Source organism: Pseudomonas sp. B21-012 (genome assembly GCF_024749305.1).
Lineage (GTDB): Bacteria > Pseudomonadota > Gammaproteobacteria > Pseudomonadales > Pseudomonadaceae > Aquipseudomonas.
In genome coordinates this window covers 2,446,720-2,459,809 of the sequence record NZ_CP087197.1, presented here as the reverse complement: position 1 = coordinate 2,459,809, position 13,090 = coordinate 2,446,720, and the positions used below count along the sequence as shown (strand labels likewise).

General features: G+C 63.6%; 12 protein-coding genes and 1 pseudogene. 6 read left to right on the top strand and 7 right to left on the bottom strand.

From position 1 onward, the window contains the following. Positions 1 to 7 precede the first annotated feature (7 nt). From LOY37_RS11395 to LOY37_RS11370, 6 genes are all read left to right on the top strand, one after another. Positions 8 to 658 (top strand): amino acid ABC transporter permease, encoded by a 651-nt coding sequence (locus LOY37_RS11395; protein WP_045196748.1) that lies wholly within the window; start codon positions 8 to 10, stop codon positions 656 to 658. Beyond that, positions 651 to 1,373 carry an amino acid ABC transporter ATP-binding protein gene (locus LOY37_RS11390; protein ID WP_038995715.1) on the top strand — a complete coding sequence of 241 codons (723 nt, stop codon included), beginning with the start codon at positions 651 to 653 and terminating at the stop codon, positions 1,371 to 1,373. Before LOY37_RS11395 ends, LOY37_RS11390 begins: the two co-directional genes overlap by 8 nt. Positions 1,374 to 1,471: 98 nt before the next feature. Further along, entirely contained in the window at positions 1,472 to 2,500 is a 1,029-nt protein-coding gene (locus tag LOY37_RS11385) for a trans-3-hydroxy-L-proline dehydratase (protein WP_258716913.1), read from the top strand. 124 nt (positions 2,501 to 2,624) lie between these two features. Continuing rightward, positions 2,625 to 3,542 carry a dihydrodipicolinate synthase family protein gene (locus tag LOY37_RS11380; RefSeq protein WP_045196743.1) on the top strand — a complete coding sequence of 306 codons (918 nt, stop codon included), beginning with the start codon at positions 2,625 to 2,627 and terminating at the stop codon, positions 3,540 to 3,542. 70 nt (positions 3,543 to 3,612) lie between these two features. After that, positions 3,613 to 4,995: a fosfomycin efflux MFS transporter AbaF gene (abaF, locus tag LOY37_RS11375; RefSeq protein WP_258597496.1), complete on the top strand. Its 1,383-nt coding sequence runs from the start codon at positions 3,613 to 3,615 to the stop codon at positions 4,993 to 4,995. A gap of 26 nt (positions 4,996 to 5,021) precedes the next feature. Continuing rightward, entirely contained in the window at positions 5,022 to 6,602 is a 1,581-nt protein-coding gene (locus tag LOY37_RS11370) for an aldehyde dehydrogenase (NADP(+)) (protein ID WP_258716912.1), read from the top strand. Positions 6,603 to 6,611: 9 nt separating this feature from the next. Here the strand turns inward: LOY37_RS11370 and LOY37_RS11365 are convergent, their stop codons facing one another. The 7 genes and pseudogenes from LOY37_RS11365 to galU form a co-directional block, all read right to left on the bottom strand. Beyond that, the gene (locus tag LOY37_RS11365; RefSeq protein WP_093383915.1) at positions 6,612 to 7,619 is read right to left on the bottom strand and encodes an Ldh family oxidoreductase; all 1,008 of its coding nucleotides are present in this window, start codon (positions 7,617 to 7,619) and stop codon (positions 6,612 to 6,614) included. Between the two features lie 96 nt (positions 7,620 to 7,715). Then, a pseudogene (locus tag LOY37_RS11360) lies at positions 7,716 to 7,808 on the bottom strand (DUF1330 domain-containing protein); the annotation flags it as partial. A gap of 48 nt (positions 7,809 to 7,856) precedes the next feature. Further along, positions 7,857 to 8,045 carry a hypothetical protein gene (locus tag LOY37_RS11355; RefSeq protein ID WP_045196737.1) on the bottom strand — a complete coding sequence of 63 codons (189 nt, stop codon included), beginning with the start codon at positions 8,043 to 8,045 and terminating at the stop codon, positions 7,857 to 7,859. A 240-nt stretch (positions 8,046 to 8,285) separates the two neighbouring features. Beyond that, a complete protein-coding gene (gene ahpF / locus LOY37_RS11350; RefSeq protein WP_258716911.1) occupies positions 8,286 to 9,848 on the bottom strand; it encodes an alkyl hydroperoxide reductase subunit F in 1,563 nt (520 codons plus the stop codon). A gap of 121 nt (positions 9,849 to 9,969) precedes the next feature. Beyond that, positions 9,970 to 10,533 carry an alkyl hydroperoxide reductase subunit C gene (ahpC, locus tag LOY37_RS11345; protein ID WP_258716910.1) on the bottom strand — a complete coding sequence of 188 codons (564 nt, stop codon included), beginning with the start codon at positions 10,531 to 10,533 and terminating at the stop codon, positions 9,970 to 9,972. A 206-nt stretch (positions 10,534 to 10,739) separates the two neighbouring features. Continuing rightward, a complete protein-coding gene (gorA, locus tag LOY37_RS11340) occupies positions 10,740 to 12,095 on the bottom strand; it encodes a glutathione-disulfide reductase (protein WP_258716909.1) in 1,356 nt (451 codons plus the stop codon). Positions 12,096 to 12,191: 96 nt separating this feature from the next. Beyond that, entirely contained in the window at positions 12,192 to 13,031 is an 840-nt protein-coding gene (gene galU, locus LOY37_RS11335) for a UTP--glucose-1-phosphate uridylyltransferase GalU (protein WP_045196734.1), read from the bottom strand. Between the last annotated feature and the right edge of the window lie 59 nt (positions 13,032 to 13,090).

The window sequence follows — 13,090 nt, the reverse complement described above, 5'->3', positions numbered from 1 at the left end:
GCTCGGCATGTTTTCCACCGGTTTTACCTGGAACGACTTTGTGTTCCTGCTCGACGGGGCGCGCATCACCTTGCAGCTGACCTTCTGGGCGATTTTGCTGGGGACCTTTGCCGGCTTGCTGTTCGGCCTGGCCCGGGCTCTGTGGCCACGGCTGAGCCTGCCACTGGCGTGGGTGCTGGATGTGTTTCGCAGCGTGCCGCTGCTGATCCAGTTCGTGCTGTTCAACTCGTTCAAGAGCATCGTCGGCCTCGACATCAGCGCCTTCAGCGTCGGCTGCATCGTGCTCGGCGTCTACACCGCCGCGTACTTCACCGAGATCGTCCGCGGCGGCGTGCTGGCGGTGTCGCTGAGCGTGCGTCGGGCCAGCCGCTCACTGGGCATGAGCTACCTGCAGGACCTGCGCTGGATCGTCTTGCCAATGGCCACCCGGGTGGCGTTTCCCGGCTGGCTGAACCTGGTCCTGGGGGTGATGAAAGACACGGCGCTGGTGATGTGGATCGGCATCGTCGAATTGCTGCGCGCTTCGCAGACCATCGTTACGCGGATTCAGGAACCCCTGCTGGTGCTGTGCATCGCAGGCCTCATCTACTACGTCATGAGCCTGGTGGTTGCCCGCCTGGGCGCCCGTCTGGAAAGAAGGTGGCAGGAAAATGATTGAGATCGAGAACGTACACAAATCCTTCGGCGACCTGGAAGTGGTCAAGGGCGTAAGCCTGACCGTGAACAAGGGCGAAGTGGTATCGATCATCGGCGGCTCGGGCTCGGGCAAGTCGACCTTGCTGATGTGCATCAACGGCCTGGAGCCGATCCAGAAAGGCAACATCCGCGTCGACGGCGTCGAGGTCCACCACCGCGCCACCGACCTCAACCGCCTGCGCCAGAAGATCGGCATCGTCTTCCAGCAGTGGAACGCCTTCCCGCACCTGACCGTGCTGGAAAACGTCATGCTCGCGCCGCGCAAAGTGCTCGGCAAAGACAAGCACGACGCCGAGGCGCTGGCCGTCAAGCAGCTGACCCACGTCGGCCTGGGCGACAAGCTCAAGACCTTCCCCGGCAAGCTCTCGGGCGGCCAGCAGCAACGCATGGCGATTGCCCGGGCGCTGGCGATGTCGCCGGACTACATGCTGTTCGACGAGGCCACCTCGGCACTCGACCCGCAACTGGTCGGCGAGGTGCTCGACACCATGCGCATGCTCGCCGAGGACGGCATGACCATGGTGCTGGTGACCCACGAGATCCGTTTTGCCCGCGATGTGTCGGACCGCGTGGCGTTCTTCCGTAACGGCCTGGTGCACGAGATCGGCTCGCCCGACCAGGTGATCGGCAATCCGTTACAGCCGGAGACGGCGGCGTTCTTGAAGTCAGTGAAATAGAAGCATCGCCGGTCAAGCCCGCTCCCACACTACTATCCCTGTGGGAGCGGGCTTGCCCCGCGATGAGGCCCTCCCTAACAACACAAGGAGTCCTGCGAATGCGCTCATCGAAAATCATCCACATCGTCAACTGCCACGCCGAAGGTGAAGTCGGCGACGTCATCGTCGGCGGCGTCGCCCCGCCCCCCGGCGCCACGGTCTGGGAGCAGTCGCGCTGGATCGCCCGCGACCAGACCCTGCGCAACTTCGTCCTCAACGAGCCACGCGGCGGCGTGTTCCGCCACGTCAACCTGCTGGTGCCGCCCAAGGACCCGCGGGCGCAAATGGCCTGGATCATCATGGAGCCGGCCGACACTCCGCCGATGTCCGGCTCCAACTCGCTGTGCGTGTCGACCGTGCTGCTCGACAGCGGCATCCTGCCGATGACCGAGCCCGAGACGCGCCTGGTGCTCGAAGCCCCGGGCGGCCTGATCGAAGCGGTCGCCCAATGCCGGGACGGCAAGGTCGAACGGGTGGAAGTGAAGAACGTGCCGTCCTTTGCCGACCGCCTCGACGCCTGGATCGAGGTCGAAGGCCTGGGCTCGCTGCAGGTCGACACGGCCTACGGCGGCGACAGCTTCGTGATTGCCGATGCCCGGCAACTGGGCTTTGCCATCCGCCCGGACGAAGCCAAAGATATCGTCGAGGTCGGCCTGAAGATCACCCAGGCCGCCAACCAGCAACTGGGTTTCAGCCACCCGCTGAATCCGGACTGGGCGCACATTTCCTTCTGCCAGATCGCCGCGCCCATCGAGTATGAGGACGGCGTTGCCAGCGGCGCCAACGCGGTGGTGATCCGCCCCGGCAAGATCGATCGATCGCCCTGCGGCACCGGCTGTTCAGCGCGCATGGCGGTGTTGCAGGCCAAAGGCCTGATGAAAGTCGGCGAGCGGTTCATTGGCCGCTCGATCATCGGCTCGCGCTTCGACTGCCGCATCGAATCACTGACCGAAATCGCCGGCCGCCCGGCCATCTACCCGTGCATTTCCGGCCGCGCCTGGATCACCGGCACCCATCAATTGCTGCTCGACCCCAGCGACCCCTGGCCACAAGGCTACCGGTTGTCGGACACCTGGCCCGGCGCCTGAACGCTAAGTCGTTGATTTGCAAACACCCTTGAAAACCGACCGGTAAACGAAGTGAAAAAACACTGGTCCACCTCAAACACTTCAAATATCGTATACGAAATACAATAAACAACCGGAGAACACCATGAGCAAGTACGTAAACTGGAGCGGCGTCTTCCCTGCGGTCACCACTCAATTCAACGATGACTTCTCGATCAACCTGGAAAAGACCCACGAGGTGATTTCCAACGTGATCCGCGACGGCGTCTCGGGCCTGGTGGTGTGTGGCTCGGTGGGCGAGAACACCTCGCTGAGCGCCGAAGAGAAAATCGCCGTCACCGAAGTCGCCGTCGATGCCTCGCGCGGCCGGGTTCCGGTGATCTGCGGCGTGGCCGAGTTCACCAGCGTGCAGGCCGCCAAGGTGGCCAATGCGGTGCGCCAGGTCGGCGTCGACGGGGTGATGCTGATGCCGGCGCTGGTCTATGGCTCCAAGCCGTTCGAGACCGCCGAGCACTACCGTTACGTGGCCAAGCACACCGACGTGCCGCTGATGGTCTACAACAACCCGCCGATCTACAAAAACGACGTCACCCCGGACATCCTGATTTCCCTGGCCGACTGCGACAACGTGGTGTGCTTCAAGGACTCCTCCGGCGACACCCGTCGCTTCATCGACGTGCGCAATGAAGTGGGCGACCGCTTCGTGCTGTTCGCCGGCCTCGACGACGTGGTCCTGGAAAGCATCGCGGTCGGCGCCCAGGGCTGGGTCTCGGGCATGTCCAACGTGTTCCCCAAAGAGGGCGAGACGATCTTCCGCCTGGCCAAGGCCGGGCGCTTCGCCGAGGCCATGCCGATCTACGAATGGCTGATGCCGATCCTGCACCTGGATGCCCGCGCCGACCTTGTGCAGTGCATCAAGCTGTGCGAAGCCATCGCCGGTCGCGGCAGCGCCCTGACCCGTCCGCCACGCCTGGCCCTGCCGGAAAGTGATCGGGTCTATGTCGAGCAGATCATGGCCAAGGCCCTGGCCAACCGTCCGCAGCTGCCGGACGTCGGCCTCTGAGTGATTGCCGGGCCGGCTCCGCCCACGGAGACCGGCCTGCCTGTTTTGCGCCCATACAGGAAACGCCAGCATGTCCAGTCACCCCTCCAGCGCAACCAGCCCTTCGGGCTTGAAACGAGTCGTCGCCGCAGCCATGGCCGGCACCGTCGCCGAATGGTATGAATTCTTCCTTTACGGCACCGCCTCGGCACTGGTCTTCGGCCAGTTGTTCTTCCGCCAGACCGACAGCCCCGTCGACGGCATCATCGCCGCCTTCGCCCTGTACGCGGTAGGCTTTCTCGCCCGCCCCCTGGGCGGTTTGGTATTCGGTCACTACGGTGACAAATTCGGCCGCAAGCGCTTGCTGCAACTGAGCCTGGTGGTGGTCGGCATCACCACCTTCCTGATGGGTTGCCTGCCGGGCTTCGACACTATCGGCTATGCCGCGCCGGTGTTGCTGGTGCTGCTGCGGCTGATCCAGGGTTTTGCCTTCGGCGGCGAATGGGGTGGCGCGATTTTGCTGGTGTCCGAGCACTGCCCGGACAACCGTCGCGGCTTCTGGGCCAGTTGGCCGCAAGCCGGGGTGCCGGCCGGTAATCTGGTGGCGACGGTGGCCTTGCTGCTGTTGTCGAGCAACCTCTCGGAAGAACAGTTCCTGGCCTGGGGCTGGCGCGTGGCGTTCTGGTTCTCGGCGGTGGTGGTGCTGATCGGTTACTGGATCCGCACCAGCGTCGACGACGCACCAATCTTCAAAGAGGCCCAGGCGCGCCAGGCGCAGAAGGCCGAGCAGCAACTGGGCGTGGTCGAGGTGTTGCGCCATCACTGGCGCGCGGTGCTGGTAGGCATCGGCGCCCGCTTTGCCGAGAACATCCTCTACTACACCGTGGTGACCTTCTCGATCACCTACCTCAAGCTGGTAGTGCACAAGGACACCTCGCAGATCCTCTTGCTGATGTTCGGCGCGCACCTGCTGCATTTTTTCATGATCCCGCTGATGGGCTACCTGTCCGACCTGGTCGGGCGCAAGCCGGTGTACCTGACCGGCGCGGTGCTCACCGCCTTCTGGGGCTTCATCGGCTTCCCGCTGATGGACACCGGCAACAACTGGCTGATCATGGCCGCGATCACCCTGGGCCTGGCCATCGAGTCGATGACCTACGCGCCCTACTCGGCGCTGATGGCCGAGCTGTTCCCCACCCATGTGCGCTACACCGCGCTGTCGCTGTGCTACCAGGTGGCGCCGATTTTCGCCGGATCCCTGGCGCCGCTGATCGCCATCAGTTTGCTCAATGAGTTCCACAGCTCGACGCCGATTGCCTGGTACCTGGTTGGCGCTGCGCTGATCTCGATTGTCGCTGTTGGCCTGACCCGCGAGACCCGCGGCAAGTCGCTGCACCAGGTTGACGCCGAAGCGGCCGCGCGCATCGCCGCCGGGCAAGCGGCGCCAGTTCGCCCGGGCAGTTCGCTGGCCTGACCCCACCTTTTTTTCAGGAGTAATCCATGGCGGATATCATCGGCCACAACTACATTGGCGGCGCGCGCAGCGCCGCTGGCAGCCTCACCCTGCAGAGCCATGACGCAACCAGCGGCGAGGCCCTGCCCTATCAATTCCACCAGGCCACCGGCGCAGAAGTGCATGCCGCTGCCCAGGCGGCGGCCGAGGCCTACCCGGTGTTTCGCAGTTTGTCGCCGGAGCGACGGGCGCAGTTTCTTGAGGCCATTGCCGCGCAACTGGAGGCCCTGGGGGATGATTTCATCACCCTGGTGACCGGCGAAACCGCGCTGCCCGCCGCGCGGATCCTCGGCGAGCGCGGGCGCACTTGCGGGCAGATGCGCCTGTTCGCCCAGGTGCTGCGCCGCGGTGACTTTCTCGGCGCACGCATCGACCGCGCCCAGCCCGATCGCCAACCGCTGCCCCGCGCCGACCTGCGCCAGTACCGCCTGGGCGTCGGCCCGGTCGCGGTGTTTGGCGCCAGCAACTTCCCCCTGGCTTTCTCCACCGCCGGCGGCGACACCGCCGCGGCCCTGGCCGCCGGCTGCCCGGTGGTGTTCAAGGCCCACAGCGGCCACATGGCCACCGCTGAGCGGGTGGCCGATGCGATCATCCGCGCGGCCGAACAGACCGGCATGCCCAAGGGCGTGTTCAACATGATCTACGGCGCCGGCGTCGGCGAAGCGCTGGTCAAGCATCCGGCGATCCAGGCGGTGGGTTTTACCGGCTCGCTCAAGGGCGGCCGTGCGTTATGCGACATGGCGGCGGCACGGGCACAACCGATCCCGGTGTTCGCCGAAATGAGCAGCATCAACCCGGTGCTGGTACTGCCCCAGGCCCTGAACCTGCGCAGCGAGCAGATCGCCCGCGAACTAGCGGCCTCGGTGGTGCTCGGCTGCGGGCAGTTCTGTACCAATCCGGGGCTGGTGATCGGCCTGCGCTCGCCGGCATTCAGTGCATTGACCGAACAACTGGCCACGCAACTGGCCGCACAACCGGCACAGACCATGCTCAACGCCGGCACCCTCGCCAGTTACACCAAGGGCGTCGAGGCGCTGCACGCTCACCCTGGCGTCAGCCACCTGGCCGGGCAGCCGCAACAGGGCAAGCAGGCGCAGGCGCAGCTGTTCAAGGCCGATGTCAGCCTGTTGCTCGAAGGCGATGCGCTGTTGCAGGAAGAGGTGTTCGGGCCGGCCACCGTGCTGGTCGAAGTGAGCGACAGCACGCAGTTGCAGCAAGCATTGCACGGCCTGCACGGTCAGCTCACCGCTACCCTGATCGCCGAAGCTGAAGATCTGCAAAGCCACGCTGAACTGCTACCGCTGCTGGAGCAGAAGGTCGGCCGGGTACTGTTCAACGGCTACCCGACCGGCGTCGAAGTCTGTGAAGCAATGGTGCACGGCGGCCCCTACCCGGCCACCTCCGATGCCCGCGGGACGTCGGTGGGCAGCCTGGCCATCGAGCGCTTCCTGCGCCCGGTGTGCTACCAGAACTGCCCGGATGCGCTGCTACCGCCAGCGTTGCAGAACGCCAACCCGCTGGGCATCGCGCGCCTGGTCGACGGCCAGAGCAGCCGCACCGCCCTGTAAGGGCGGGTTTCAGGCCAGCAGCGCCCTGAGATCGTTGTACAGGGCCTGCGGGATTTCCACCCCTTCCACCAGGCTGCGCGCCCGTGCTGTATAGCGGCGCGCAGACGGCAGCCGCGCGCCCTGCCCCTCGATGCTCTCGAATACCACCTCGGCCCGGGCCAGGTGCTGATCGGCGGCGTCACCCAAAAACCTGCGCGGGTCCAGGGCAATCAGCAACTCACCATGATAAGGCGAGGATTTGCTGCCGTCGGCATGGGCCAGTGATTCGGCACTGGTCAGGTCGCCGATCAACGGCCCGGCGATCAGTTCGACCATCGCCGCCAGCGCCGAGCCCTTGTGCCCGCCGAAGGTGAGCATGGCGCCACGGTCCAGCACCACGTTGGGGTCGGTGCTGGGCTGGCCGTGCTCATCCACGCCCCAGCCTTCGGGAATCGCCTTGCCGGCACGCCGATGCAGCTCGATGTCGCCACGGGCGATGGCGCTGGTAGCGAAGTCAAAGACATACGGATGCGTGCCCGCCCTCGGCCAGCCGAAGGCAATGGGGTTGGTGCCGAACACCGGCCGATGGCCACCGGCAGGCGCCACCCAGGCATGGCTGGGGGTGAATGCCAGGGCCACCAGGCCGGCCTCGGCCAGCTGCTCGATCTCGACCCACAAGGCCGAAAAGTGCACACAGCGGTTGATCGCCAGGGCGGCGATGCCGTTGCGTTGGGCCTTGGCTTGCAACAACGGCAAGCCGGCCTGGAATGCCAGCTGAGAGAAGCCGCCGCCGGCATCCACGCGCACGATCGACGGCGCTTGGTCGATGACTTCGGGGCGGGCATCGGCAACCACTTTGCCGGCCTTGAGCGAGCCGACGCAGCCCAGCACCCGGTACAGGCCATGGGAGGCGCAGCCATCGCGCTCGCCGGCGACGATGGTATCGCTCACCGCCCGGGCATGGTCGGCGTCAAAGCCGTTGTGCAAAAGGATCGAAAAGGCCAGCGAATGGGCTTCGGACAGGGTCAGGCGGATCATGGTCATCTCCTTGGGCTGACTGTCCAGCCTGCCTCAAGCCCGCTGCGCCGACTTGATCGCTTTAGCCCCCGGTGATGACGATCTCGGCATAGCGGGGAAGGCTGCAAGGGCCGCCAGTGCCCGCTGGATGTACTGCTGATACCGCTCAGGGTCGCTGACCTCGACATGGGCAATCCAGCAGGCCTTCATTGCATGCTCCCGCCCCAGGTAGATGTGTATTACGCCATACCCTATAGCTTACTCCTCAGCCTCGGGAAAGTTGCGGCAGCTTTTGCGCTCGGCCAGTTCCTGGTCGGTAGGTCGCTGCTCGACGAACACGGCGCGGCCATCCTTGTAGATTTCCAGATACCCCCATTCCAGATCCTGCTCCCGCTGACCAGGCTTGGGCGGATTGCGCCACCAGGGCTCGCGACTGATCAATTGCATGGCAATGGCTCCCGCTGAAACACACTACTTCACTATAGACACTGGACCGCGAGCGCTCTGGCTCGGCCATCGGCGCCCGCACACCGATGCCGGGTGATAGCCGGTAGCTTGCAGACTCTTGTCACAGCGCCGCTGGAATGGCCGGTGTTCCCGACACCGGGCTGGCGCATTGAAACCATCGCGGGGCAAGCCCGCTCCTACCTGGTCTGTAGGAGCGGGCTCGCCCCGCGATAAGGCCGGTCAGGCTGGCGCCGAGGTGCGAATCAGGTGATCGAAGGCCGCCAACGAAGCCTTGGCGCCCTCGCCCACGGCAATCACGATCTGCTTGTATGGCACGGTGGTCACGTCACCGGCGGCGAACACGCCCGGCAGGTTGGTCTGGCCACGGGCATCGACGATGATCTCGCCGCGCGGGGTCAGCTCGACCGTGCCTTTGAGCCAGTCGGTGTTGGGCAGCAGGCCGATCTGCACGAAGATCCCTTCCAGCGCCAGGTCATGCAGCTCATCGCTGTTGCGGTCCTTGTAGCGCAGGCCGTTGACCTTCTCGCCATCACCGAGCACCTCGGTGGTCAGCGCACTGGTGATCACCTTGACGTTCGGCAAGCTGTGCAGCTTGCGCTGCAGCACGGCGTCGGCACGCAACTGGCTGTCGAACTCGATCAGGGTCACCTGGGCGACGATACCGGCAAGGTCAATGGCCGCTTCCACACCCGAGTTGCCGCCACCGATCACCGCCACGCGCTTGCCCTTGAACAGCGGGCCATCGCAGTGCGGGCAGTAGGCAACGCCGCGGCTGCGGTATTGCTGCTCGCCGGGTACGTTCATTTCGCGCCAGCGTGCACCGGTGGCGAGGATCACAGTCTTGGCCTTGAGCGAGGCACCACTGGCCAGGCGCACTTCGTGCAGGCCGCTGTCGGTGGCCGGAATCAAGGCTTCACCGCGCTGCAGGTTGATGATATCGACGTCGTACTGCTTGACGTGTTCTTCAAGGGCCATGGCCAGCTTCGGCCCTTCGGTTTCCTGCACCGAGATGAAGTTCTCGATGGCCATGGTGTCGAGTACCTGGCCGCCGAAACGCTCGGCGGCAACGCCGGTGCGAATGCCTTTGCGCGCAGCATAGATCGCCGCTGCGGCGCCCGCCGGGCCGCCACCGACCACCAGCACGTCAAAGGCATCCTTGGCGTTGATCTTCTCGGCCTGACGCTCGCCGGCGCTGGTGTCGAGCTTGGCGAGGATTTCTTCCAGGCCCATGCGGCCCTGGCCGAACACTTCGCCGTTGAGGTAGACGCTGGGCACGGCCATGACCTTGCGGCGCTCGACTTCGGCCTGGAACAGCGCACCGTCGATGGCGACGTGGCGAATGTTGGGGTTGAGCACCGCCATCAGGTTCAGCGCCTGGACCACGTCCGGGCAGTTCTGGCACGACAGCGAGAAGTAGGTTTCAAAGTTGAACTCACCCTTGAGCGCGCTGATCTGCTCGATCACCTCCAGGCTGGCCTTGGACGGATGACCGCCGACCTGCAGCAGGGCGAGCACCAGCGAGGTGAACTCGTGGCCCATGGGGATGCCGGCAAAGCGCAGGCTGATGTCAGCGCCAGGGCGATTGAGCGAGAACGACGGGCGACGGGCGTCGCTGCCATCTTCACGCAGGGTAATCAGGTTCGACAGGCCGGCGATTTCCACCAGCAGGTCGCGCAATTCGCGGGACTTCGCGCCGTCATCGAGGGAAGCAACGATCTCGATCGGCTGAGTGACCCGTTCCAGGTAGGCTTTCAACTGAGTTTTAAGCGTGGCGTCCAACATACGGGCGATTCCTTTTTCAAACGGTAGAAATAACAACGCCCGGGCGAAAGCGCCCGGGCGTTTTGCGGGGCGGTGACAACGTCAGGTGCGGTAGACCATCGCCCTCGGCTGGCTCACGGTCTTAGATCTTGCCGACCAGGTCCAGCGATGGCGCCAGGGTCGCTTGGCCTTCTTTCCACTTGGCCGGGCAGACTTCGCCTGGGTGGGCGGCAACGTACTGGGCAGCCTTGACCTTGCGCAGCAGCTCGCTGGCGTCACGGCCGACACCACCGTCGTTGAGTTCGACGATCTTGATCTGGCCTTCTGGGTTGATCACGAAGGTGCCACGGTCAGCGATGCCGGCTTCTTCGATCAGCACGTCGAAGTTGCGCGAGATGACGTGGGTCGGGTCACCGATCAGTGGGTACTGGATCTTGCCGATGGTGTCCGAAGTGTCGTGCCAGGCTTTGTGGGTGAAGTGGGTATCGGTGGACACGCCGTAGATTTCCACGCCCAGGTCTTTGAACTGCGCGTAGTTGTCGGCCAGGTCGCCCAGCTCGGTCGGGCAGACGAAGGTGAAGTCGGCCGGGTAGAAGAACACCACCGACCATTTGCCTTTCAGATCGGCATCCGAGACTTCGACAAACTTGCCCTGGTGGTAAGCGGTAGCTTTGAACGGTTTAACCTGGCTGTTGATGATAGGCATGAGTGACGCTCCTTCAGGGGGTTGAAAAAACTGATGGGAGAATCGTAGCCAATGCATTGGATTAATGCTCATTGGCAAAGCTCATGTTGTTGATTGGTTTTGGCTATAAGGCGGGGCTATTAATAGAGGGTTTGAAGCTATCGCGGGGCAAGCCCGCTCCTACCGCCCAGTAGGAGCGGGCTTGCCCCGCGATTGGAGTACGCCGTTTAACGCGATGGCGTACGCAAGGTGACGAACTCTTCCGCCGCCGTAGGATGCACGCCAATGGTCTCGTCGAACTGCTGCTTGGTCGCCCCGGCCTTGAGGGCAATGCCCAGGCCCTGGATGATTTCGCCGGCGTCCGGGCCGACCATATGGCAACCCAGCACGCGGTCGGTGTCGGCATCGACCACCAGCTTCATCAGGGTCTTTTCCTGCACCTCGGTGAGGGTAAGCTTCATCGGCCGGAAGCGGCTTTCGAAGATCTGCACCTTGTGGCCTTGCTCCAGCGCCTGTTCTTCAGTCAGGCCAACGGTACCGATCGGTGGCTGGCTGAACACGGCGGTAGGGATGTTCTGGTAATCCACCGGGCGGTACTGCTCGGGCTTGAACAGGCGCCGGGCCACAGCCATGCCTTCGGCCAGGGCCACCGGGGTCAGTTGCACACGGCCGATCACATCGCCAATCGCCAGGATCGACGGCGCGGTGGTCTGGTACAGGTCGTCGACGCGGATAAAACCACGCGGGTCGAGTTCGACGCCGGTGTTTTCCAGGCCCAGGTTGTCGAGCATCGGTCGCCGGCCAGTGGCATAGAATACGCAGTCGGCCACCAGTTCGCGACCATCCTTGAGGGTAGCCTTGAGGCTGCCGTCGTCCTGGCGCTCGATACGCTGGATATCGCTGTTGAACTGCAGGTCCATGCCGCGTTTTTCCAGCTCGTCCTTGAGGTGCTCGCGTACACTGCCATCAAAGCCGCGCAGGAACAGGTCGCCGCGGTACAGCAGCGAGGTTTTTGCCCCCAGGCCCTGGAAGATTCCGGCAAATTCCACGGCGATGTAACCGCCGCCAACCACCAGCACGCGTTTGGGCAGGTCTTTGAGGTAGAACGCCTCGTTGGAGCTGATCGCCAGCTCCTTGCCCGGAATATCCGGGACCTGCGGCCAGCCGCCGGTGGCAATGAGGATGTGCTCGGCGCTGTAGCGCTGGCCGTCGACTTCCACCTCATGGGCGCCCGTCAGTTTGGCGTGGCCTTCCAGCAAGGTCACGCCGCTGTTGACCAGCAGGTTGCGGTAGATACCGTTGAGCCGCTCGATTTCGCGGTTCTTGTTGGCGATCAACTGGCCCCAGTCGAACTGGGCATCTTCCAGCGACCAGCCAAAGCCTGCGGCCTGCTCGAAGTCATCGGCAAAATGCGCGCCGTAGACCAGCAGCTTTTTCGGCACGCAGCCAACGTTGACGCAGGTACCACCCAGGTAGCGGCTTTCGGCAACCGCCACTTTTGCACCGAAGCCTGCGGCAAAGCGCGCAGCGCGCACACCGCCAGACCCGGCACCAATCACGAACAGATCAAAATCGTAGGTCATCTCGAGGGTCTCAAGCTGCAAGTATCAAGCTACAAGCTACAAGAAGAAGCAGCCATGCGCGATCCACTTGCAGCTTGAAGCTTGCCGCTTGAAGCTTTAGTAAGCCTTGCCAGTCTTGTAGAAGTTCTCGAAGCAGAAGTTAGTCGCTTCGATGTAGCCTTCGGCGCCACCGCAGTCGAAACGCTTGCCCTTGAACTTGTAGGCAATAACGCAGCCATCTTGGGCCTGCTTCATCAGGGCGTCGGTGATCTGGATTTCACCGCCTTTGCCCGGCTCGGTTTCTTCGATCAGTTTGAAGATGTCCGGGGTCATGATGTAGCGGCCGATGATCGCCAGGTTCGACGGAGCATCTTCAGGCTTTGGCTTCTCGACCATGTTGCGCACGCGGTACAGGTCGTCACCGATCAGGTCGCCGGCGATCACACCGTATTTGCTGGTTTCCTGCGGGTCGACTTCCATGATGGCAACGATGGTGCAGCGGTACTGTTTGTACAGCTTGACCATCTGCTTGAGCACGCTGTCGCCTTCGAGGTTGACGCACAGGTCGTCCGCCAATACCACGGCGAACGGCTCGTCGCCGATCAGCGGGCGGCCGGTGAGGATCGCGTGGCCCAGGCCTTTCATTTCGGTCTGGCGGGTGTAGGAGAACGAACACTCGTCGAGCAGACGACGGATGCCGACCAGGTATTTTTCCTTGTCGGTGCCCTTGATCTGGTTTTCCAGCTCATAGCTGATGTCGAAGTGGTCTTCCAGGGCGCGCTTGCCACGACCGGTGACGATGGCAATTTCGTTCAATCCAGCTTCCAGCGCTTCTTCAACGCCGTACTGGATCAGTGGCTTGTTCACCACCGGCAGCATTTCCTTGGGCATGGCTTTGGTAGCGGGCAGGAAGCGAGTGCCGTAACCGGCTGCCGGGAACAAGCATTTCTTGATCATATACGTCCTTAACAAGGGCTTTGCGTACGAAATTCGGCGCAGTCTAATCAGGCGGCGGT